Source organism: Diaphorobacter sp. LI3, assembly GCF_022807955.1.
Lineage (GTDB): Bacteria > Pseudomonadota > Gammaproteobacteria > Burkholderiales > Burkholderiaceae_C > Diaphorobacter > Diaphorobacter nitroreducens.
In genome coordinates, this window is sequence record NZ_CP094346.1 from 947354 (window position 1) to 970236 (window position 22883).

Here is a 22883-nt window from a genome sequence, read left to right on the forward strand (position 1 = left end):
AACGGATGCCAGCTTTTTTCATGGATCGCGTGCAAGGAGGCTGATCCCATGTTCGAGCTGAACCTGTTGTGTCCCGAGGAACGGGTGGAGACCGTGAGCGACGCGCTCGATGCGCTGGAAGCCTTGAGCGTCTCGGTGGAAGATGCCGACGCGCACACCGATGCTGAGCAGGCGCTTTTTGGAGAACCTGGCATGCCGGCCCCGCGTGAGGGTTGGCAGCGTAGCCGCATCACTGCCCTGTTTCCTACGCAAGAGGCGGCCGAGGAGGCGCGGCAACTGTTGCAGGCCCAGGATTTCTTCGAGGGCTGCATCGTGCAGGGGGTGAATGTGGTGCAGGAGCAGGACTGGGTCCGGCTCACGCAATCCCAGTTCGCGCCGGTGGACATCACGACCGATTTCTGGATCGTGCCGACGTGGCACGAGATGCCCGCGGCTGCGCGCCGCAGCATCCGCCTGGATCCGGGGCTGGCCTTTGGCACGGGAACCCACCCAACCACGCGCATGTGCCTGCGCTGGATTGCCAAACATGGCGACGCGGCCGGGCAGGCGCTGGGGCGCGTGCTCGACTATGGCTGCGGCTCCGGCATCCTGGCGATCGGCGCCGCGAAATTTGGCGCCACAGAGATCGACGCGGTGGACATTGACACGGCAGCCGTGGAATCCACGCGACAAAATGCGCAAGCCAACGGCGTGCAGGTGAACGCGGGTCTGCCCGAGCGGGCGCAAGGGCAATACCAGACCGTGTTGGCGAATATTCTGGCGACGCCGCTGAAGGTGCTGGCGCCCTTGCTCAGCGGCCATGTTGCGCAGGGCGGGCACCTTGTGCTGGCCGGCATCCTGGAGCGGCAGGCGCAGGAGCTGCAGGAGGCCTATGCGCCGTGGCTGCAGCTGCAGGTGTCGGACCGTGAGGATGGCTGGATCCTGATGACCGCGCGTCGCTAACCGCGCGGGCTGCGCGGGGCCGTAGAGGGGCCCCTACAATCCACAGCCGATGAGCCAGATCACCCGCTGCCCCCACTGCTCCACCACCTTTCGGGTGGTTGCCGATCAGCTGCGGATATCGGAAGGATGGGTGCGATGCGGGCACTGCAAGGAAGTGTTCGATGCATCGCAGCACTTGCAGGTGCAGGAGGCGGAGCCGTTGCTTTCCGACCTGCTTCTGGATGCGCTCAAGCCTCCGCCACAGCCCGTCGGTAAAGCTTCGGAAGGCATTCAGGTCTGGGGCAGTGCGCGGCATGTGGAGGCTCCAACGTCGCTTGCGCCGGACCCGGTGATGTCTGCAGCGGCCGCGTGGGCACCGCAGGAAGTGGTTCCCGCGGTGGATGAAGGCCTGTGTACGGAAAGCGAACCTCCACCATGGGTTCCCCCACCGCCCCCGGTCCCCGCCTTTCTGCTGGCGAATCCGGAGGGCGCAGCGCCTGCGAAGACGCCGAAAGCAATGGCCGCGCCCCCGGTGGATGCCGATGCGGCGCCCCTCTCTCCAGCCGCGCGCGATATTCCCGCCCCGCCAGTCCATACGCTCCCGCAGGGTTACGAGTTACCGGCGGCGCCTCTTGAGGACGATGCGGAATCGGAGGAACCCAGCAGCCACGAATCCGCGGAAGCACCTGCCGTTCTGGTTTCACTGATACCCACAGAGGAGGGGGGCACGTCCGCTGCGGGGAGGGCGGCGCAGGAGACCATCGAATCACCAGAGATGGCGCCCAGCCCGGCTGAACCGCTGGAGTCTCTGGCGCCATCGGAGGATGCAGGCGCGCCATCGCTGGCGCGGGAAGAAGGGCACGCCGACGACCGCACGGACCCCGTCATTGAACCTGGCTTCGTGAAGGCTGCGCGCCGCAACGCGTTCTGGCGCAGGCCCTCCGTGCGTGTGGGCCTGTTCTTGGTCGGCTTGACGTTGGTGGTGACCTTGCTTCTCCAAATAGCCATCCAGGAAAGGGACGACATCGCATCGCGTCATCCCGTGGCCCGCGCCTGGATGGAACGACTGTGCGGGCGCTTGCAGTGCGTGCTGCAACCTCCACGGCACATCACGGCAGTGGTCATCGACAGCTCATCGTTTCTGAAGGCGCGCCACGATCCGTCCGGGTACCAGTTGCAGATGAGCGTGAAGAATACGTCGACCCAGGCCGTTGCGATGCCGGCGCTGGAACTCACGCTGACGGATGCGCAAGACCAACCCATTGTGCGGCGCGTATTGCTGCGTGACGAACTGGGGGCCCCCCTGGAATTGGCACCAGGTTTCGTGTGGAGCGGTGCACTGCCGTTGCAGGTGATCCAGGGCGCTGCGCAGGTGGCCGGCTACCGGCTGGTGGCCTTCTATCCCTGATTTTTTACTCTTGAGCTTTGACCCTATGGCTGCGCTGATTTGCGGTTCCCTGGCCTTCGACACCATCATGACGTTCGATGGGCGTTTTGCAGAGCAAATATTGCCCGAGCAACTGCATATCCTGAATGTGTCGTTTCTCGTTCCCACATTGCGCCGCGACTTTGGAGGATGCGCTGGCAATATCGCATACAGCCTCAAGCTGTTGGGAGGCAACCCGCTGCCCATGGCCATGCTGGGCGCTGATGGCGGCGAATACTTGGCGCGACTGCAGCAACTCGGCGTCGACACCCGCTTTGTCGGCCGCGTGGAGGATACATACACCGCCCAGGCGATGATCATGACCGATCGGGACAACAACCAGATCACGGCGTTCCACCCCGGTGCCATGATGCAGGCCCACCTGCACCGCATCCCGCCCGGGGCGGGTGCGCACGTGGGCATCATCGCGCCGGATGGCCGTGAGGCCATGCTGCAGCACGCGGCGCAATTCGTCGAGGCGGGCATTCCGTTCGTGTTCGATCCGGGACAGGGGTTGCCCATGTTCGATGGCGCAGACCTGCGTCGATTCATCGAGCAGGCGAGCTGGATCGCCGTCAATGATTACGAAGGCAAGATGTTGTGCGACCGTACGGGCTGGAGCCTGGCAGAGATCTCGCATCGGGTCCGCGGCCTGATCGTCACACTGGGAGCACAGGGATGTGAAATTTGGGAACAGGGTGTCAGGACGCATGTTCCCCCTATTCAACCGGCGCAGGTGGTAGACCCCACGGGCTGCGGGGATGCCTGGCGTGGCGGTTTGCTCTACGGCCTGGAGAAGGGGTGGACCCTGGCACGTTGCGCTCAGTTGGGCAACCGGCTGGGCGCCCTCAAGATCGCACAACGTGGTCCGCAGAATTACCAGCTGGACTTTCAACCTGACTGAGCGAGCGCCGGGATTGAAGCAGCGTTTCTGACTGCGGATTCGCCATAAAAAAACCCGGTGCAAGCACCGGGTCGTAGGCTGGACTGTCCCGTAGCCTTATGGCTTGCCACCCGTGGGGAAGGGCCATGCGGCTTGCGGGTTCAGCGTTGTTTGCGCGACAGGAGCAGGCGCTGCGGCAGGAGCCTTAGCCTTCTTCGCGGGCGCGGCTGCCTTCTTGGCGGGCGCTGCCTTCTTGGCTGCTACGGCCTTTTTGGCAGGAGCGGCTGCCTTCTTGGCGGGTGCTGCCTTCTTGGCTGCTACGGCCTTTTTGGCAGGAGCGGCTGCCTTCTTGGCGGGCGCTGCCTTCTTGGCTGCTACGGCCTTTTTGGCAGGAGCGGCTGCCTTCTTGGCGGGTGCTGCCTTCTTGGCTGCTACGGCCTTTTTGGCAGGAGCGGCTGCCTTCTTGGCGGGTGCTGCCTTCTTGGCTGCTACGGCCTTTTTGGCAGGAGCGGCTGCCTTCTTGACCGGCGCTGCCTTCTTGGCTGCTACGGCCTTTTTGGCGGGCGCTGCAGCTTTCTTGGCTGGAGCCGTCTTCTTAGCGGGAGCTGCTTTCTTTGCAGCGGGTTTCTTCGCAGTTGCCATCATTTTCTCCTTGGGTCGATTTGCAAAGAGCACCCCACGCCTGCATTGGGCGTGGAGCGATCCATGGCGACGACTGAATATGCGTCACCACGAATGCGGAAACGCCCCAAGGCCGCAGCGCCGAACGGTGCTGTGTGCGCGGAGCGTGGTTGAAAAATCATGGCCTGGTCTACGAAGATGTCAGTCCCAGGACAAGGCGCCGCCCGACTGGTACTCGATGACGCGCGTCTCGAAGAAGTTGCGTTCCTTCTTCAGATCAATCATCTCGCTCATCCAGGGGAATGGATTCTCTTCATTCGGAAAGAGCGCTTCCAGCCCGATCTGTGTGGCGCGGCGGTTCGCGATGTAGCGCAGGTAGCCTTTGAACATGGAGGCGTTCATACCCAGCACGCCACGCGGCATGGTGTCTTCGGCATAACGGTATTCCAGTTCCACTGCCTTGATGAACAGGGCCTTGATCTCGTCTTTGAACTCGGCCGTCCACAGATGTGGGTTTTCGAGCTTGAGCTGGTTGATCAGGTCGATGCCGAAGTTGCAGTGCATGGACTCGTCGCGCAGGATGTACTGGTACTGCTCGGCAGCGCCGGTCATCTTGTTCTGGCGGCCGAGTGCCAGGATTTGCGTGAAACCCACGTAGAAGAACAGACCTTCCATCAGGCAGGCAAAAACGATCAGCGACTTGAGTAGTGTCTGGTCGCTCTCGGGTGTGCCGGTCGTGAAGCGCGGGTCCATGATCGCTTCGATGAAGGGGATCAGGAACTCGTCCTTGTCGCGGATGGACTGGACCTCGTTGTAGGCATTGAAAATCTCGCCTTCGTCCAAGCCCAGTGACTCCACGATGTACTGGTACGCATGGGTGTGGATGGCTTCCTCGAACGCCTGGCGCAACAGGAACTGCCGGCATTCCGGCGCCGTGATGTGGCGGTAGGTGCCTAGAACGATGTTGTTGGCGGCAAGCGAGTCGGCCGTGACGAAGAAGCCCAGGTTGCGCTTGACGATGCGCCGTTCGTCCTCGGTCAGGCCGTTCGGGTCCTTCCAGAGTGCGATGTCCCGCGTCATGTTCACTTCCTGCGGCATCCAGTGGTTGGCGCAGGTGGCGAGGTATTTCTCCCACGCCCACTTGTACTTGAACGGCACCAGCTGGTTGACGTCGGTCTGGCCATTGATGATGCGTTTGTCGACCGCAGACACGCGGCGGTGTTGGGGTGCTGCAGACGCGGTAGGGGCAGTGCGCGTCGAAGTGCTGGCGACGGACTGCAACACGGGTGCTTGGAAACCGTTTGGCGGAGGCTCCACAGGGCGGTCGTTGGAGTGACTGCCGTCCAAGAGTTTTTGCGATGAGGGCTTGACTTCGTCGTCCCAGGTGAGCATAGGTTTTCCAGTGGTCGGATTATGGAAGCAGTGCTTCAAAATGAAAAGCACCGAAGCGTTGCCAGGCGTGATCTGTTGCTTCACGACACATGCGAACGAGGCGACGGAGTGTCGCGCTGCGCCCGCATGCGCACGGCATTACTGGCAGGCTTCGCAGCCGGGGTCGTCAATGGCGCAGAACTTCACGTCGGTCGCAGGGATGGCAGCAGCCTGCGCCTGCGCTGCGGCCACGGCAGCGTTCAGTGCCGAGCTTGGTGCCATCGTTCCCTCCCCTGTGTCGCTTGCGCCAGACGCGACGGCATTGAGCTGGCGTGTGTTCACGGTACTCATCTCCACATGCGTCGCGCTCTGCGTGCGCAGGTAGTAAGTGGTCTTCAGGCCGCGTATCCACGCAAGCTTGTATGTCTCGTCGAGCTTCTTGCCTGAGGCGCCGGCCATATAGATGTTCAGGCTTTGCGCCTGGTCGATCCATTTCTGTCGACGCGCCGCCGCTTCGACGAGCCAGGTGGGAGCGACTTCGAAGGCCGTGGCATACAGTGCCTTGACGGTGAGGGGAACGCGGTCGATCGCGTGCAGCGATCCCTTGAAGTGCTTGAGGTCCATGAGCATCACGTCGTCCCACAGGCCCAGCTGCTTCAGGTCGCGCACCAGGTACTGGTTGATGACCGTGAACTCTCCCGAGAGGTTGGATTTGACGGAGAGATTGCCGAAGGAGGGCTCAATGGAGGCGTCCACGCCAACGATGTTAGAGATGGTGGCTGTGGGCGCAATGGCGATGCAGTTGGAGTTGCGCATGCCGTCTTGCGCGATCTTGGCGCGCAGCATGTCCCAGTCCAGACGGGTCGTACGGTCCACCTCCACGTACCCGCCACGTTCCTGCTCCAGCAACTGCAGTGAATCCAGCGGCAGGATGCCCTGGGACCACAGAGAACCCTTGTAACTGGAGTATTGGCCCCGTTCTTGGGCGAGATCGGTTGAGGCCCAGTAGGCGTAATAGCAGAGAGCCTCCATGGAGGTATCGGCAAACTCCACTGCGGCGTCGCTTGCGTAGGGAATGCGCAGTTCATACAGCGCGTCCTGGAACCCCATCAGGCCCAGGCCGACGGGGCGGTGGCGCAGGTTGGAATCCTTGGCCTTCTGTACGGCGTAGTAGTTGATGTCAATCACGTTGTCCAGCATGCGCATGGCCGTGCTCACGGTTTTGCGCAGCTTGTCGTGGTCGATGCCTCCGTCCTTGAGATGGCGCGCGAGGTTCACCGATCCCAGGTTGCACACGGCCGTCTCGGCATCGCTGGTGTTGAGCGTGATCTCGGTACAGAGATTGGAACTGTGCACTACGCCTACATGCTGCTGGGGAGAGCGGATGTTGCACGGGTCCTTGAAGGTGATCCAGGGATGCCCGGTCTCGAACAGCATGGACAGCATCTTGCGCCAGAGGTCGACGGCCGGTACGCGTTTGAACAGGGGCAGCTCGCCGCTCTCGGCCTTGGCCTCGTAGGCGATGTAGGCTTTTTCGAAGGCCTGTCCGTACAGGTCGTGCAGGTCAGGGACATCCGAGGGGGAAAACAGTGTCCACAGGCCCTTTTCCATTACGCGTTTCATGAACAGGTCGGGAATCCAGTTGGCCGTGTTCATGTCGTGGGTCCGTCGCCGGTCGTCGCCAGTGTTCTTGCGCAGCTCCAGGAATTCTTCGATGTCCAGGTGCCAGCTTTCCAGGTAGGTGCAGACGGCACCCTTGCGCTTGCCGCCCTGGTTCACGGCCACGGCCGTGTCGTTGACCACCTTGAGGAACGGCACCACGCCTTGCGACTCGCCGTTCGTGCCCTTGATGCGTGCACCGAGGGCGCGTACGCGTGTCCAGTCGTTACCCAGGCCGCCCGCGAACTTGGACAGCAGGGCGTTTTCCTTGATGGATTCGTAGATGCCCTCCAGCTCGTCGGGCACCGTCGTCAGGTAGCAGCTGGACAGCTGCGAGCGCAATGTGCCGCTGTTGAACAGCGTGGGCGTGCTGCTCATGAAATCGAAGGAGCTGAGCAGTTCGTAGAACTCGATGGCGCGGGCGTTGCGGTCGTCCTCGCGCAGCGCCAGGCCCATGGCCACGCGCATGAAAAAGGTCTGAGGCAGCTCGATGCGCGTTTTGCGCACATGCAGGAAGTAGCGGTCGTACAGCGTCTGTAGGCCAAGATAGTCGAACTGCAGGTCGCGCTCGGCCTTCAGTGCGCTTCCCAGGCGCTGCAGGTCGAATTCCATCAGGCACGGGTCGAGCAACTCGTTGTCCACGCCCTGGCGGATGAATTGTGGAAAGTTGTCGGCGTAGGCCAGGGCCATGTCGGCGGGATTCACGTCGCGGCCTAACACCTCGCGCACGATGGTGTGCAGCAACAGTCGTGCCGTCGCGTAGGTGTAGCCGGGATCTTTCTCGATCAGGGTGCGCGCCGCGAGGATGGATGCCTTGTACACCTCGTCCATGGGTACGCCGTCGTACAGGTTGCGCATCGTCTCCGCGATGATGGGCGCGGCCTGGACGTCCGATCCCAGGCCCGTGCATGCGGCTTCCACCAGGCTCTGCAGGCGCAGAATGTCAAGCTCCACGCGCTGACCTTGGTCCTGTACATACAGGGCCGGCATCTGGGGTAGCAGTTGTTCCTTCTTCTGTGCGCGTTCTTGCGCGCGGCGCTCGCGGTAGAGCACGTAGGCGCGTGCCACCTCATGATGGCTGCCTCGCATCAGGCCCAGCTCCACCTGGTCCTGCACGTCCTCAATGTGGAACGTTCCTCCCGCGGGGCGCGAGCGCATCAGCGCGCGCACGACTGCCTGGGTCAGCTGATCCACCACTTCGCGCACGCTCGCCGAGGCTGCTCCCTGTGCCCCGTGAACGGCCAGGAATGCTTTCATCATCGCCACGGCGATTTTTTGCGGCTCGAAGGGCACCACGGCGCCGTTGCGGCGGATGATCTGGTAGTGCATCAGTGGATGGGCCCCGGTCGGCGTGGCCGACGGGGTGGCCCGTGCAGGCGATGGGGTGTCAACAGGAGCGGATAGGGGCGCAGCGTGCATGGAGGTCCTCGGAGGTGTTCGGAGAAATGGCCAGGCGGACGGCAGTCACCTTCGGCCGGCGAGACGGCGGCGTAGACTGTCGCCGCACACTATATCTAGTGTGTGTTGATGGCTCAAGACACTAGGGGTAGTGTATCCCCGTAAGAGGCTGGCGAGATCGTTTCGTCGTGATTGAACGCCTGGGCCTTCTACTGCCGTCGCAGCCCCCGTAGGATCAGGCCCGCATCCGACGGCTTGAGCCATGGTGCGGCATGCTGGCCGATCTTGCGCGCAAACGCGCGTGCAACTTCATCATGCGGAGTGAAGGCGAGGCGAAGGCGCAAAGTGCGGCAATGCGTCCGCGTGGCAGGAGGGATCAGCACCCCGGCGGAAAAAGAACACCCGTGCCGGCGAAGGCACCATGAAGTACACGCCAGTCAAACCCAGGGCCTGGGTCGTGTTTGCGTTCAGGGGCGATGTGCTCATGCCCTGCGATGTAGCGCACGGGGTAGCGCTGCCGCAGCGCCTTGCAAAGGGTCACAAGGGTGGCGTACTGCGCCTGCTCGAAGCTCCCACCTTCCAGCCCCTCGAGCTCAACGCCGATCGAGTCGTCGTTGCAGGCATCGCGCCCCCGGTAGTGGGAACGGCCCGCGTGCCAGGCCCGTCGGCCCACGTCCACGAACTGCCACAGCACACCTGCGCGCGTGATGAAGAAATGCGTCGACACTTCCAGGCCGCGAATCTGCTGGAAATAAGGATGGGCGCCCCAGTCCAGCTGGTTCATGAAAAGCCGGTGGACATGGTCCCCGCCAAACTCTCCAGGGGGAAGGCTGATGGAATGCACCACGATGAGGTCCACGCTGGCCTGCGGGGGGCGTGGCCCGTGGTTGGGCGAGTCCATGCGTCTCGCATTCGCGAACCAGCCGCCGTGCCAGGCAGGCCGCCGGGCCGCAGGCTCAGGGCTGCGCGTCGCCATGGCTGTCGCCGTCTTGCGGTACCTCGATGTGCAGCCGGGCAATCCGGTAACGGATCTGGCGCAGGCTGATGCCCAGGCGGGCTGCGGTGGCCGTGCGGTTGAAACCCGCCTCGCGCAGGGCGCGCACGAGTATTTCCCGTTCCTGCTGGTCGAGCCAGGCTTGCAGATCGTTGGGCAGGGGCATGCCTTCGCTGATGCCGGGCCAACGAGGGGGCGCGTGCGGCTCAGCGGGCTGCGCGATGGCTGGTGCGGACGGTACGGGCTGCGGTAGGGGCGGCGGTGCCTCCACGGTGGAGGCTGGCGCGCCTTCAACGTGCAGCTCATGGCCATCGCTGAGGGCTACCGCGCGGTGCAGCAGGTTTTCCAGCTCGCGCACATTGCCGGTGAGCGGGTGCTGTGCGATGCACCGCAGCGCTTCTTCCGTCAGGCGGGGAACGGCCACACCCGATTCTTGCTCGATACGGGCCAGCAAGGCCTCGCACAGCGCGGGTAGGTCCTCTCGCCGCTCGCGCAACGGTGGGATCAGCAGTTCGATGACATTCAGCCGGTAATACAGATCCTGGCGGAAGCGCCCCGCCTGCACGTCAGCGGCCAGGTCTCGGTGCGTGGCGCTGACGATGCGCACGTCCACGGCTTCTTCCTGCGTGGAGCCCAGGGGCCGTACCGTGCGCTCCTGGATCGCACGCAGCAGTTTGGATTGCATGGGCAGCGGCAGGTCGCCAATTTCGTCAAGGAACAGCGTGCCTCCACGGGCTGCCTGGAAGTAGCCCTCCCGGTCGTGCGTAGAGCCGGTGTAGGAACCCTTGCGCGCGCCAAAGAACTCTGCCTCCAGCAGGTTCTCGGGAATCGCGCCGCAGTTGACGGCGATCAGCGGGCCTTCGGAGCGCTGGCTGCTGGCGTGCAGCGCGCGGGCCACCAGTTCCTTGCCCGTGCCTGACTCGCCACGCACCAGCACGGGGGCCATGCTGCGCGCCACCTTGGCGATGCGCTGCTTCACATTACGCATGGCTTCGGAGTCGCCGATCAGGCGATCTAGCACAGGATCTTGCATGTCCGGCCACTGCGTGACGTTGCGTGCGCCGGGGCGGGTGGCTTTGGGCGCCGCCAGTACGGCGCCAATACCCTGCACCGCCGAAGCCACCACGGCACGGAATTGCTTCAGGTCCACGGGCTTGGTCAGGTAGTCGAACGCGCCCGCGCGCAGCGCCTCCACCGCGTTCTCGGCCGATCCATAGGCCGTCATGACCACGCAGCGTTCACGCCGCTGTTGGCTGCGCAGGTCGTGCAGCAAGTCCATGCCGAAGCCGTCGGGCAGCCGCATGTCGGTGATCACGACGTCGAACTTCTGCGTCTGCAGCTGTTGGCGCGCGTCGTCCACGCTGGCGGCGGTTTCCACGCGGTAGCCTTCGCGCAGCAGGGTCAGCTCATAGAGGGTGCGCAGATCGGGTTCGTCATCGACGACAAGAATGGAGGCGGTGGATGCATTCATGGTCTGTGGGCCGTGTCAGACCACGATTGTGTCAAACAGTGATGTGCTGTCCGTAGGGCGCGAAAGGCTGCGGAAGGTCACAGTGAAGGCGTTTCCCGCCACCTCGCCGCGCGCCAGACTGCGTGTGGTGCGCTGGTGACCGATGGCCGCCCCGTGGCGCTGGCACAGCTCGCGGCAGATGTACAAGCCCAGCCCGCTGGAGCGGCTTTCGGATGAGAAGAAAGGCTCGAACAGATGCCGCTCCACCGATTTGTCCAGCGGTGCGCCATCGCTCCACACCTGCACGCCGGCCTTCCCGCCGGGGGTGGCGCGCGTCGCGAGGCACAGCGAGTCGGGTTCGGGCCCCTTGTAGCGCAATGCGTTGTCCAGCAGGTTCACCAGCACGCGCCGCAGGTGCTCGGCGTCGAACTCCACCTGCGCCGCGCCCGCGTCCAGTACCAATTGCCCCTGCCGGCGTGCGGGGTCCTGCGCCGTCCAGTCGTTCCACACCTGCTGCACGGTGGCATCCAGTGCCACGGTGGAGGAGCTAGCCTGGTGGATCTGGTGCTGCACGCGCGCAATGTCCAGTACGTCTTCCGTGATGCGCACCAGCCGGTCGGCGTTTTGGCGCACCATGTGTGTCAGGCGCTTCTGTGTGGGGTCGTCCAGGTCTTCGTCCAGCAGTTCGTTGGCTTGCACGATCGCTGCCAACGGGTTGCGGATCTCATGTGCCACGGCGGCCGACATGCGCCCCATGGCGGCCAGCTTCTCGGTGCGCAGGCGCGCTTCCATTTCGCGCAGGTCGTGCAGGAACATCACGCACAGCGGCTCCCCCGGAGAGTCGTCCGGGGCGTCCTGCGTGTGGGTGAGCCATGCGCGCACGCGCAGGGCCATGGGGATCTGGCCATCGTGCAGGACGTTGACATCGGCATGCTGGGGACGCTCCATCTGGAAAGTGGCGCACGCCAGATCCATGAGGGGTTTGAAGGCCGCCGTGTGCGTGAGCGTCAGGGAGGAATCTCCGGAGATCTTGTGGCCGAGCATCAGCAACGCCGCGGGGTTGGCCAGGCGGACCTGGCCATGCAGGTCCAGCACCAGCACGCCATCGGCCACGTGCTGCATCACCAGGGCACTGACCGCGCGGTGGGTGCGCGCATCCATCTGGCTGCGCCGGGCCATCTGCTGCTCGCTGGTGAGCTTGGCGGCCAGCAGGTGCACCAGATAGGCGACGATGAAGTAGCCGGTGCCTGTTAATGCCGCCTGCAGGTAGCGCTGCGTGCCGTCTCCGGCGCCGCCGTATGTGCCCAGCCACCAGGCCCAGGCCAGCAGCAGCAGCGTGGCGCCGGCCGTGGTTGCCAGAGCCAGTGTCAAGGATCCCAGCACGCCTGCCATCAGGACCGGAAGTCCGAACAACGGCGTGAAATTCAAGCCGCCCGACTGCTGCAGCGCCTGCAGCACGCTGACCAGCAACAGATCCAGCCCGATGGACGGCAACCACTGGATGCCGGGCCGCGGATCAGGGACGGCGCCGTGCCCCCACACCCGCAGCGCCACCGTGGCCACCAGGTAGCCCAGGCAGATGCTGAACAGCAGCGGTTCGCCGGCCTGGTTGAGTGCAATGCCCAGCAACTGCAGCAGCAGCAGCGCCAGCGCCACCATCACGCGCGCTGTGAGGAAGGCATTCCACAGGCGATGAAAGGGCAGGGGAGAGGCGGCGGCTGCCAGCTTGGAGGGCATCGGCTCAGGCGGGCCCACGGTCCCGGTGGGCGGTGCTGCAGTACATATGCGCCCCCCCGGGCACGGCATCGCCACTGGGCAGGTGCACGCCGCAGTGGGCGCAGCGCACCATGTCCTGTGGCGGTGCGATGGACGGGCGCTGGGTGTTGCCTTGCCGCGGCGCAGACGCACGGCGCTGCGCGCGCCACACCGCGTAGACCACGGCCAGCACAGCGAACAGGACCAGGTATTTCATGTCGCCCGCCCCAGCACCACTTCCATCACGAAGCGCGAGCCCACGTAGGCCAGCAGCAGCAGTGCCGTGCCTGCATACAGCACGCGCACGGCGCTGCGGCCGCGCCAGCCAAAGCGCGAGCGGCCCAGCAGCAGCACTGCGAAGGTGATCCAGGCCAGCAGCGAGAACACGGCCTTGTGGTCCCACAGCCAGGCGCGGCCGTAGAGCTGCTCGCTGAACAGCCAGCCCGCCACCAGCGTGGCCGAGAGCAGCACAAAGCCCGCCGTCACGAAGCGGAACGTGAGCCGCTCCAGCGTCAGCAGCGGCATGCCGCTGTGCGAATCGGCTGCCAGGCGCATTTGGCGCTCGGCACGGCTCATGAGCCAGGCGTGCACCACCGCTGCGGCAAACAGGCCATAGCAGGCAATGCCCAGTGTGAGGTGCAGCGGCAGCCAGGGCGAGGCGGATACGTGCAGTGGCCGGCCCGGAAACAGCGCTGCCACCAACACGGCCGCGCCGCCCAGTGCGCACAGCACCCAGCGCGCGCGCATCTGCGGAAACAGCTGCCGCTCAACGGCGTAGGTGGTCAGTACCAGCCAGGCCGTCATCGACAGGGCGGCGGCAAAGCCGAAATGCGGCGTGCTGCCCAGCAGGCCCCAGACCAGCGCGGCGCCATGCAGCATCCAGGCAGGGGCCATGATGGCCAGTTGGCCGCGGCCTGTGGAGGTGCGCGGCGCCAGGGCCGCCGCCAGCGCGTAGGCGGCCGCGGTGGCCAGGGCGAGCAGCCAGCCGAGCGGGGAAGCATTGGGTAAAATCATGGGTTCGCAGTTTAGCCTTTCGCCCCTGGTCGTCGGGGCTGTGCCATCGGCCGGCATTACGCCCGGGCCGGTGCATCTGGAGCATTTGGCCATGGCCTCCGCACTCACCGAAAAACTCACCCGTCTCGTCAAGGAGATGCGCGGCCAGGCCCGCATCACCGAAGCCAACGTGCAGGACATGCTGCGCGAGGTGCGCATGGCCCTGCTGGAGGCCGACGTGGCGCTGCCTGTGGTGCGCGACTTCATCGCCCGCGTGAAGGAAAAAGCCCTGGGCCAGGAGGTACTGGGCAGCCTGAAGCCCGGCCAGGCGCTGGTGGGCATCGTGAACAAGGAACTGGCCGCGACCATGGGCGAGGGCGTGGCCGACATCAATCTCAACGCGCAGCCGCCGGCGGTGATCCTGATGGCCGGCCTGCAGGGCGCGGGCAAGACCACCACCACGGCCAAGCTGGCCAAGCACCTGATCGAAAAGCGCAAGAAGAAGGTGCTGACCGTCTCGGGCGACGTGTACCGCCCTGCCGCCATCGAGCAGCTCAAGACCGTGACCAAGCAGGCCGGCGCCGAGTGGTTCCCCAGCACGCCCGACCAGAAGCCGCGCGACATCGCCCTTGGAGCGCTGGACTACGCCAAGAAGCACTTCTTCGACGTGCTGCTGGTGGACACCGCCGGCCGCCTGGCCATCGACGAGGTGCTGATGCAGGAAATCAAGGACCTGCATGCCGTGCTGAACCCGGTGGAGACGCTGTTTGTCGTCGATGCCATGCAGGGCCAGGACGCGGTGAACACCGCCAAGGCTTTCAAGGAAGCGCTGCCGCTCACGGGCATCGTGCTCACCAAGCTGGACGGTGACTCGCGCGGCGGTGCCGCGCTGTCGGTGCGCCAGGTGACGGGCGCGCCGATCAAGTTCGCCGGCGTGTCCGAGAAGATCGACGGCCTGGAGGTGTTCGACGCCGAGCGCCACGCGGGCCGCATCCTGGGAATGGGCGACATCGTCGCGCTGGTCGAGCAGGTCACGGCCGGTGTGGACATGGAGGCGGCGCAAAAGCTCGCCGCCAAGGTCAAGAGCGGCGACGGGTTCGATCTGAACGACTTCCTGGCCCAGTTGCAGCAGATGAAGCAGATGGGCGGCCTGTCCAGCCTCATGGACAAGCTGCCCGCGCAGCTCACGGCCAAGGCAGGTCAGGTGGACATGGACAAGGCCGAGCGCGACATCCGCCGCAAGGAGGGCATCATCTGCAGCATGACGGCGCTGGAGCGCCGCAAGCCCGAGCTCATCAAGGCCACACGCAAGAAGCGCATCGCCCAGGGCGCGGGCGTGCAGGTGCAGGAGGTCAACCGCCTGCTCAACGAGTTCGAGCAGATGCAGGGCATGATGAAGAAGATGAAGGGCGGCGGCCTCATGAAGCTCATGAAGAAGATGGGCGGCATGAAGGGCGGCCTGCCGGGCATGGGAGGCATGCCGCGGTTCTGAACAGGGGAGCGGTGACCGCTCCTATAAATAGAGCTGCTCGCGCTGGTATTTCAAGGGTTTCAGGCGGAAAAACATTGGAAATCCAGAGGTAGCAAGCGCTGGTAGCTATGGTTTTTGAGGGTCATCCGACCGCGGTCGTGACCTCGCCGGTCACCACCTCGCCGCGCAGCGTGTAGGTACGCGCCTCGGTGATGTTCACGTCGATCATCTGGCCGATCAGCCGCTCGTGGCCGGGGAAGTTGACGACGCGGTTGCACTCGGTGCGGCCCATCAGCTCGCTGCCGTCGCGCTTGGACACACCCTCCACCAGCAGACGCTGCACCGTGCCCACGCGCTCCTGGCTGATCTCCAGGATGTTGCGGTTGATCACGGCCTGCAGCTCCTGCAGGCGGCGCAGTTTCACCTCATGCGGCGTGTCGTCGTGCAGGTTGGCGGCGGGCGTGCCGGGGCGCGGGCTGAAGATGAAGCTGAAGGAATTGTCGAAACGCACATCGTCGATCAGCTTCATCATCTTCTGGAAGTCTTCCTCGGTCTCGCCCGGGAAGCCCACGATGAAGTCACTGCTCATCGCCATGTCGGGGCGGATGGCGCGCAGCTTGCGGATGGTGCTCTTGTATTCCATGGCCGTGTAGCCGCGCTTCATGGCCATCAGGATGCGGTCGCTGCCGTGCTGCACGGGCAGGTGCAGGTGGCTCACCAGCTTCGGGATCTTGGCGTAGGCCTCGATCAGGCGCGGCGTGAACTCGTTGGGGTGGCTGGTGGTGAAGCGGATGCGCTCGATACCGGGAATCTCGGCCACGTACTCCAGCAGCAGCGCAAAGTCGGCTTTCTCCGCCGTGTCGCCCATGGCACCCAGATAGGCGTTCACGTTCTGGCCCAGCAGCGTGACTTCGCGCACGCCCTGGTCGGCCAGGCCGGCGACCTCCACCAACACGTCCTCGAACGGGCGGCTGACCTCTTCGCCGCGCGTGTAGGGCACCACGCAGTAGCTGCAGTACTTGGAGCAGCCTTCCATGATCGACACGAACGCGCTGGCGCCCTCCACGCGCGCGGGCGGCAGGTGGTCGAACTTCTCGATCTCGGGGAAGGAGATGTCCACCTGGGGCTTGTCCTTGGCGGCGCGTGCCTGCAGCAGCTCGGGCAGGCGGTGCAGCGTCTGCGGTCCGAACACCACGTCCACGTAGGGTGCGCGCTTGATGATCTCTTCGCCTTCCTGGCTGGCCACGCAGCCGCCCACGCCGATGAGCACGCCCTTGTCCTTGAGGTGCTTGACGCGGCCGAGGTCGCTGAACACCTTCTCCTGCGCTTTCTCGCGCACCGAGCAGGTGTTGAACAGGATCAGGTCGGCTTGCTCCGGGTCGTCGGTGGGCTCATAGCCCTGGGCTGCGCCCAGCACATCGGCCATCTTGTCCGAGTCGTACTCGTTCATTTGGCAGCCGAAGGTCTTGATGAAAACTTTCTTGGACATGGCTTGTGTCTCTTCAATCTCGCGAAAGACCAGCCACCGCGGCGCAGGCGGCAGCGGGGCGGTTGCGGGCTGGCCAGCGGGGCCGGCGAAACGCGAACGCGCGCCGGGCTTCAGCGCGCTGGATCAGCGCGGGTGTGTCAGCGCAGCGCGGCGGGCTTGGTGTCCCACTCGAAACGCACGTTGGTTTCGGTGTCGCTGCCCTTGCGGGGCAAGGCGGCCTCGGCGGGCGTGAGGATCCAGGCGGTGAGCAGCATGCCCGTGCTGGCCTCGGTCACGTAGTTCACCTTCAGGGGCTTGCCCTGCACGGTGTGGGTCATGACCAGCGCGTTCTGCGGGCTGAACAGGCGCATGCCCGGCGCCACCTGGATGGCATTGCCGTTGAGCAGGGCCGTCGTGCGGTTTTGGAAGTTCAGCGTGCCGCGCAGCGCATTGGCGGGGAAGGTGCGCGCAAGGCCGGTGGCCGCCACCGTCTGGGCCGTGGCGGCCGTGGACGCGGCGCCGCCCAGCAGTGCCAGGCATGCGAGGGTCGCCAGCCAGGCGCCGCGGGTGCGGGTGGACGCGAAGGTGCGGGTGTTGCAGCGATTCATGGTGTACATCCAGGGGCTGAAACGAAAATTCTAGTGGCAGGCGCCGGCCCGCCACGCGGCTAAAGAAAAACCCGCAGCACCTGGGGCACTGCGGGTTGTATCTGGTGGTGGTACCGGGACTTGAACCTGGGACATCAGCATTATGAATGCTGCGCTCTAACCAACTGAGCTATACCACCGAAGCCGCGAATTATAGAACAAAAATTTATTGGTGCGTGAAGACTGCTGCGCGCTTGTTCACGAAGGCGTCCATGCCTTCCTTCTGGTCCTGGGTGGCGAACAGCGCATGGAACAGGCGGCGCTCGAACATCACGCCATCGCTCAAAGTCCCTTCGAAGGCGCGGTTCACCGATTCCTTGGCGGCCATCACGGCGATCTGCGAGAAACCGCTGATGACGAGGGCCGCACCCAGGGCTTCTTCCATCAGCTTGTCCAGCGGCACCACGCGGCTGACGAGGCCGGAGCGCTCGGCTTCCGTGGCGTCCATCATGCGGCCGGTGAGGGCCATGTCCATGGCCTTGGCCTTGCCAACGGCGCGCGGCAGGCGCTGCGTGCCGCCCGCGCCGGGGATCACGCCCAGCTTGATTTCGGGCTGTCCGAACTTGGCATTGTCCGCCGCGATGATGAAGTCGCACATCATCGCCAGCTCGCAGCCGCCGCCCAGGGCGTAGCCGCTCACGGCCGCGATGACGGGCTTGCGGATGCTGCGGATCTGCTCCCAGTTGCGCGTGATGTAGTCACCCTTGTACGCATCGGCAAAGCTGTACTTGGCCATGGCGCCGATATCGGCGCCCGCGGCGAAGGCCTTCTCGCTGCCCGTCAGGATGATGCAGCCGATCTTCTCGTCGGCGTCGAACGCCTTGAGGGCCTCGCCCAGCTCGGTCATGAGCTGGTCGTTGAGCGCATTGAGCTGCTTGGGACGGGCGAGCGTGATGATGCCGACCTTGTCCGCTTCGGTGCGGACTTCGATGCATTCGTAGGCCAAGGTGATCTCCTGTTTGTAGTGGGTGGGATGCCGGGAATATACCCAAGCCTTCACGCCTGAGGGCCCGGCTGGGCCGGCCCCAGCCAGCGCTGGGCCACGGCGGCGTCCTGCACGTCCAGGCGCACCGTGTCAGAGGCCGCGCCGGCGCCTGGCAGAGTGAGCGCCAGGCGCATCAGACGCTGGTCGCGCGCCACCAGGGCCGTGATCTGGGTGGCGCTGGCGGCGTACAGCGGCACATCGTCCAACTTGTGCAGGCGCCAGGCCTGGCCCGGCGTTTCCAGCGCCAGCCATTCGTCGCCGGCCATGAAGCCGGCCGCCTCTGCCGCACCGCCGCGCAGCACGGTCTTGATGTGCACGCCGTGGTTCTCGTTCACGCGCAGGCCCAGGCGCTGAGCGATCTGCGCGGGCTCCGCCTGCAGCCGGATGCCATGGGCGGCCAGCAGCTCGGCCAGCGGCAGCTCCGCCGTGCCGTGCGCCCACTGCCCGATCTCGCCGGACCAGTCGCGCCCCGACAACTCCTGCAAAACGGCCAGCAGGTCGGTCTCGGCCATGGGGCCGCCGCCCGTGCGCTGCCACAGCGCGCGCATCACGTCGTCCAGCGTGGTGCGGCCTTCGCGGCGCAGCGCGAGGTCCAGGCACAGGCCCACCAGCGCGCCCTTGGTGTAGTAGCTCACGGTGCTGTTGGGCGTGTTCTCATCCTGGCGGTAGTACTTGACCCAGGCGTCGAAGCTGGCCTGCGCCACCGACTGCACCTGGCGGCCCGGCGTCTGCAGCATCTGGTTGATGTTCTTGGTCAGCAGACGCAGGTAGGTGGCGTGGTCCACCAGGCCCGCGCGGCGCAGCAGCAGGTCGTCGTAATAGCTGGTGAAGCCTTCGAAAAACCACAGCAGCTCGGTGTAGTTCTCGCGCGTGTAGTCGTAGCGCGCGAATTCGGCGGGGCGCAGGCGTTTGACGTTCCAGGTGTGGAAGTACTCATGGCTGATGAGGCCGAGCAGGGTGGTGTAGCCCTCGGGCGTGGCGGCCTCGCCCACGCGCGGCAGGTCGCGCCGGCCGCAGATGAGGGCGGTGGAGTTGCCGTGCTCCAGCCCGCCGTAGCCGTCGTGCACCGCGTTGAGCAGGAACACGTAGCGCGTGAATGGCGGCTGCTGCGCGCCATGCCAAAAGCGGATGGCCTCCTCGCAGATGCGCTGCACGTCGCGCAGCAGGCGTTCGCCATCCAACGACGGCGCGGCGCCCGCCACCACCAATTGGTGCGTCACGCCGCAGGCGGTGAATTGGGCGCTCCAGAACGGGCCCATCTCCACGGGGCAGTCGACCAGTTCGTCATAGTTGCGTGCGCGGTACAGCCCGAAGCCGGACGGGGCGGCCGCCACCGGCTCCAGCCCCGTGGCCAGCGACCAGCCGGCCAGCGCGGGCGGGCAGGCGACCTCCAGCGTGTGCGGTGCGTCCTCTTGCCCGTGCACGCGCAGGCACAGGCTGGTGCCGTTGAAGAAGCCCCGCGTGGCGTCCAGCCAGGCGGTGCGCACCGAGGTGTCGTAGGCGGCCACCTCGTAACTCAGCACCAGCGGCGTGCCCGCCGTGCACTGCGCGCGCCAGCGGTGCTTGTCCAGCTGCAGCAGGGGCACGGGGTCGCCGCCCTGCTGCGCCTGCAGCGACTGCAGGTTCTTGGAGAACTCGCGCACCAGGTAGCTGCCCGGAATCCACACCGGCAGCGACAACTCCTGCTGCGCCGCCGGCACCGCCACGGTGAGCGTGACGCGGTACAGGTGGGCGTGGGTCTGCGTGGGGTCGATGCGGTAGTGGACGGCGGCGGTGCTGGCGGCAAAAGACATGGCGGGAGGCAGCGAGAGGGACTGATATCAAAAAAATAGCTGCTCGCGCTTGTTGCACAAGGGTTTCAATGTGAAATGTATTGAAAGTCCTCAGTGAGCAAGCGCTAGCAGCTCTCATATTTGCAGCGCATGCCGGTGAAGGATGCGCGGTGGGCGGCAGTGGCGCCTTACTTCCCGGCAGCGGCCAGGCGCTTTTCCACGTCCTGCGCGCCGATGGCGCCGGGCACGCGCGAGCCGTCGGCAAAGATCAGCGTGGGCGTGCCGGTGATCTTGTGCTTGCGCCCGAACGCCAGGTTGCGCTGCAGCGCTGCCGTGTCGCAGCTGGCCGCTGCGGGCGTCTTGTCGCGCAGCATGTGGTCGTCCCACGCGGCCGCGCGGTCCTTGGCGCACCAGATGTTGCGCGACTTCTCGGCCGAGTCGGGGCTGAGGATGGGGTAGAGGAACAGGTACACCGTCACGTTGTCCACGTTCTGCATGTCCTTCTCGAAGCGTTTGCAGTAGCCGCAGTTCGGGTCCTCGAACACCGCCAGCTTGCGCTCGCCGTTGCCACGCACCAGGGTGAAGGCGTCCTGCAGCGGCAGGGCCTTGAAGTCCACCGCCGTCAGCTTGTTGATGCGGTCCTCTGTGAGGTTGCGCCGCGCCTTGGTGTCGATCAGCTCGCCCTGGATCAGGTAGTTGCCCTGGGCGTCGGTGTAGAACAGGTCGGTGCCGATGCGCACCTCGTACAGCCCCTTCATGGGCGTGGAGCGCACTTCGTCGATCTGCTGCAGCTGCGGGATGCGCTCTGCCAGCGCCTTGCGGATCGCGGCGTCCTGTGCCGATGCGTTCAGGCCCAGGCACAGGGCAGTGGCGGCCAGCAAGGTGGGGAGGAGTTTCATTGCGTTGGTTTCCGTTTCTACTCAGAAAAAGGGGGCTCGTCGTATCAGTCAGCGCCCATGGCCTGGCGGGCCACCCAGGCCTTGAGCGGGCCGCTGCGCTCGAAGCCCTTCATGCCCCAGTTGCGCAGCGCGGCCAGCGCGCCCTCGCGCCGGGTGAAGAGTTGCTGCAGGCCGTCCATGGCCATGCCCATCGGCAGCAGCGCGGCCTTGCGTTCGCGCTCGTAGCTGCGCAGCAGGCGCAGATCGCCCACGCTGCGCCAGGCCGCGCGCTCGTGCAGCACACGCGCCAGCGTGCGCGCGTCGCCCAGGCCCAGGTTCAGGCCCTGGCCGGCCAGGGGGTGCACGTTGTGTGCGGCGTCGCCGGCCAGTGCCCAACTGCGGCGCGCACCCAGGGCGGACTGGCCGGGCAGGGCGCCGCACCAGTGGCGCGCCTGGGCCTGCTGCAGCGGCCAGCTGGCGCGCGGGCCCGCGAGCTGCAAAGCGCCCAGCGCATCGCGGCTGGCTTCGCGCAGGCGCTGGGTGAAGCTGCCTTCGTCGGCCTGCAGCCAGTGCGGAGCCTGCTCCTGCGGCACCGACCACACCACGGCCACGGCGCGCCCCTGGGCGCCGTCCAGCGGCAAGAAGGCGAGGATGCCGCCGTCGGGCAAGAACCACTGGCGCGCCACCTGGCCGTGGGGCCGCTCGCACACCAGCCGCGTGGCGATCGCGTGCTGGGCGTAGGGGGTGATGTCGAATTCGGCACCGAACTCGGCGCGCGTGCGGCTGGCGCGGCCTTCGCACACCACGGTGAGCGCGGCGTCCACGGGCGCGGCGACCGGCTCCACCAGCGGCTGAAAGCGCACGGCATCTGCCAGGCGCGCCTCCAGCGCGGGCACGTCCACGATCCAGGCCAGCGCGTCGTGGCCCTGCTGGGCCGCGTCAAAGCGCACCTGGCCGTCCTGGTCGGCGTGCACCTGCATCTGCAGCACGGCCGTCGCATGCTGCGCGTCGGGCCAGCCGCGCACGGATTCCAGCAGCGCGCGCGAGGCGGCATTGAGCGCGTAGGCGCGCACGTCGCCGTCGGAGGGGGCGCTCTCCGGCGGGCCCACCAGCGCCACGCGCAGGCGGTCGCGCGCCAGCAAGAGTGCCAAGGTGCGGCCCACCACGCCCGCGCCGCGGATACATACGTCAAATGTCTGCGCCATCCCGGGATTGTAGGAGCCGCGCTACGCCCCTGCGCCGGGTGGGGCGGCGGCACAATCGCGGGCCAATCCCCCTCATCCATCGACAGCGACAGGAGCAGCAGCGTGAGCTTTCGTGCAGACCATGATTTGACCGGTACCGTGGCCCGGCTGTTCATCCACCCCGTGAAGTCCTGCGCGGGCATCGAGGTGCAGCAGGCTCTGCTGACCGATACCGGGCTGGACCTGGACCGCGCCTGGATGGTGGTCGACGCGCAGGGCGTGTTCCTGTCGCAGCGCACGCTGCCGCGCATGGCGCTGATTCGCCCGCAGTTGCGCAGCGACGACCTGGTGCTGCGCGCGCCCGGCATGCTGGCGCTGCATGTGGCGCTGGACCGGGTCGAGCAGCCGGCCACCGTGCAGGTGTGGGACGACACCGTGCCCGCCTGGGACATGGGCGACCTGGCCGCGCAGTGGTTTTCGGACTTTTTGGGGCTGCGCTGCCGGCTGGTGCGGTTTGACCCGGAGTACCGCCGGCTGTCCAGCCTGCGGTGGACCGGCGGCATCGAGGCGCCCACCCAGTTCGCGGACGGCTTTCCGCTGCTGGTGGCGAGCCAGGGGTCGCTGGACGGCCTCAACGAGCGGCTGCTGGCCGCGGGCGAGGGGGCGGTGGGCATGGAGCGCTTTCGGCCCAACCTGGTGATTGCCGGGGTCGAGGCGCACGACGAAGACCGCATCGACGAGCTGTTCATCGGCACGGGCGAAGGCGAGGTGCGGCTGCAGCTCGTCAAGCCGTGCACACGCTGCCCCATCCCCAACATCGACCCCGCCACGGCCGAGAGCACCCCGGCCGTCAGCACGGCCCTGCGCCGTTACCGCCAGGATCCGCGCATGGACGGCGCGATCACCTTCGCCATGAATGCCATCGTGCGCGAGGGCACGGGCACGGTGCTGCGCGTGGGCCAGCCCGTGGCGGCCAACCTGCGGTTCGACTGAGGGGGCCCTGCGGG

Annotated in this window: 19 protein-coding genes and 1 tRNA gene; 5 read left to right on the forward strand and 15 right to left on the reverse strand. The window is 65.9% G+C overall.

Going from position 1 to position 22883, the window contains the following annotated elements; translation table 11 throughout:
* The first annotated feature begins 48 nt into the window (after positions 1-48).
* Genes prmA through MRB47_RS04430 form a run of 3 tightly spaced genes read left to right on the forward strand, consistent with a single transcriptional unit; the run spans position 49 to position 3251 of the window.
* On the forward strand, positions 49-942 hold the full coding sequence (prmA, locus tag MRB47_RS04420) for a 50S ribosomal protein L11 methyltransferase (protein ID WP_252102007.1): 894 nt from the start codon (positions 49-51) through the stop codon (positions 940-942).
* 49 nt (positions 943-991) lie between these two features.
* Complete coding sequence (locus tag MRB47_RS04425) at positions 992-2329, forward strand: DUF3426 domain-containing protein (RefSeq protein ID WP_252102008.1); 1338 nt, start codon at positions 992-994, stop codon at positions 2327-2329.
* Between the two features lie 25 nt (positions 2330-2354).
* Complete coding sequence (locus MRB47_RS04430; protein ID WP_252102009.1) at positions 2355-3251, forward strand: carbohydrate kinase family protein; 897 nt, start codon at positions 2355-2357, stop codon at positions 3249-3251.
* A 96-nt stretch (positions 3252-3347) separates the two neighbouring features.
* Here MRB47_RS04430 and MRB47_RS04435 read toward each other — a convergent pair whose 3' ends face one another.
* From MRB47_RS04435 to MRB47_RS04470, 8 genes are all read right to left on the reverse strand, one after another.
* On the reverse strand, positions 3348-3872 hold the full coding sequence (locus tag MRB47_RS04435) for a histone (RefSeq protein WP_252102010.1): 525 nt from the start codon (positions 3870-3872) through the stop codon (positions 3348-3350).
* A gap of 180 nt (positions 3873-4052) precedes the next feature.
* On the reverse strand, positions 4053-5243 hold the full coding sequence (locus MRB47_RS04440; RefSeq protein WP_011806728.1) for a ribonucleotide-diphosphate reductase subunit beta: 1191 nt from the start codon (positions 5241-5243) through the stop codon (positions 4053-4055).
* Positions 5244-5381: 138 nt separating this feature from the next.
* Positions 5382-8300 carry a ribonucleoside-diphosphate reductase subunit alpha gene (locus tag MRB47_RS04445; RefSeq protein WP_252102011.1) on the reverse strand — a complete coding sequence of 973 codons (2919 nt, stop codon included), beginning with the start codon at positions 8298-8300 and terminating at the stop codon, positions 5382-5384.
* Positions 8301-8655: 355 nt separating this feature from the next.
* Positions 8656-9255, reverse strand: coding sequence for a 1,6-anhydro-N-acetylmuramyl-L-alanine amidase AmpD (gene ampD, locus MRB47_RS04450; RefSeq protein WP_252102012.1), 600 nt, complete (start codon positions 9253-9255; stop codon positions 8656-8658).
* Complete coding sequence (locus MRB47_RS04455) at positions 9236-10744, reverse strand: sigma-54-dependent transcriptional regulator (protein WP_252102013.1); 1509 nt, start codon at positions 10742-10744, stop codon at positions 9236-9238. Before MRB47_RS04455 ends, ampD begins: the two co-directional genes overlap by 20 nt.
* Positions 10745-10759: 15 nt before the next feature.
* Entirely contained in the window at positions 10760-12460 is a 1701-nt protein-coding gene (locus tag MRB47_RS04460) for a sensor histidine kinase (protein ID WP_252102014.1), read from the reverse strand.
* A 4-nt stretch (positions 12461-12464) separates the two neighbouring features.
* Positions 12465-12695 carry a PP0621 family protein gene (locus MRB47_RS04465; protein WP_252102015.1) on the reverse strand — a complete coding sequence of 77 codons (231 nt, stop codon included), beginning with the start codon at positions 12693-12695 and terminating at the stop codon, positions 12465-12467.
* Positions 12692-13492 (reverse strand): inner membrane protein YpjD, encoded by an 801-nt coding sequence (locus MRB47_RS04470; protein WP_252102016.1) that lies wholly within the window; start codon positions 13490-13492, stop codon positions 12692-12694. The genes MRB47_RS04465 and MRB47_RS04470 overlap by 4 nt, the downstream gene beginning before the upstream one ends.
* A 91-nt stretch (positions 13493-13583) precedes the next feature.
* Between MRB47_RS04470 and ffh the strand changes: the two genes are divergently transcribed.
* Positions 13584-14963: a signal recognition particle protein gene (gene ffh / locus MRB47_RS04475; protein WP_135148851.1), complete on the forward strand. Its 1380-nt coding sequence runs from the start codon at positions 13584-13586 to the stop codon at positions 14961-14963.
* Between the two features lie 121 nt (positions 14964-15084).
* Here the strand turns inward: ffh and miaB are convergent, their stop codons facing one another.
* From miaB to MRB47_RS04510, 7 genes are all read right to left on the reverse strand, one after another.
* Positions 15085-16431 (reverse strand): tRNA (N6-isopentenyl adenosine(37)-C2)-methylthiotransferase MiaB, encoded by a 1347-nt coding sequence (gene miaB, locus MRB47_RS04480; protein WP_252102017.1) that lies wholly within the window; start codon positions 16429-16431, stop codon positions 15085-15087.
* A 137-nt stretch (positions 16432-16568) separates the two neighbouring features.
* A complete protein-coding gene (locus MRB47_RS04485) occupies positions 16569-17018 on the reverse strand; it encodes a hypothetical protein (RefSeq protein WP_162844551.1) in 450 nt (149 codons plus the stop codon).
* 102 nt (positions 17019-17120) lie between these two features.
* Positions 17121-17197: transfer RNA gene (locus MRB47_RS04490), tRNA-Met, on the reverse strand.
* 26 nt (positions 17198-17223) lie between these two features.
* Positions 17224-18003 carry an enoyl-CoA hydratase gene (locus MRB47_RS04495; protein WP_015914224.1) on the reverse strand — a complete coding sequence of 260 codons (780 nt, stop codon included), beginning with the start codon at positions 18001-18003 and terminating at the stop codon, positions 17224-17226.
* A gap of 50 nt (positions 18004-18053) precedes the next feature.
* Positions 18054-19835 carry a M61 family metallopeptidase gene (locus MRB47_RS04500; protein ID WP_252102018.1) on the reverse strand — a complete coding sequence of 594 codons (1782 nt, stop codon included), beginning with the start codon at positions 19833-19835 and terminating at the stop codon, positions 18054-18056.
* Positions 19836-20002: 167 nt separating this feature from the next.
* Complete coding sequence (locus tag MRB47_RS04505; RefSeq protein WP_011806716.1) at positions 20003-20713, reverse strand: DsbC family protein; 711 nt, start codon at positions 20711-20713, stop codon at positions 20003-20005.
* 44 nt (positions 20714-20757) lie between these two features.
* On the reverse strand, positions 20758-21897 hold the full coding sequence (locus MRB47_RS04510; RefSeq protein ID WP_252102019.1) for an FAD-dependent monooxygenase: 1140 nt from the start codon (positions 21895-21897) through the stop codon (positions 20758-20760).
* A gap of 102 nt (positions 21898-21999) precedes the next feature.
* On the opposite strand from MRB47_RS04510, the gene MRB47_RS04515 reads away from it, so the two are divergent.
* A complete protein-coding gene (locus MRB47_RS04515; protein WP_252102020.1) occupies positions 22000-22869 on the forward strand; it encodes an MOSC domain-containing protein in 870 nt (289 codons plus the stop codon).
* Positions 22870-22883 lie beyond the last annotated feature (14 nt).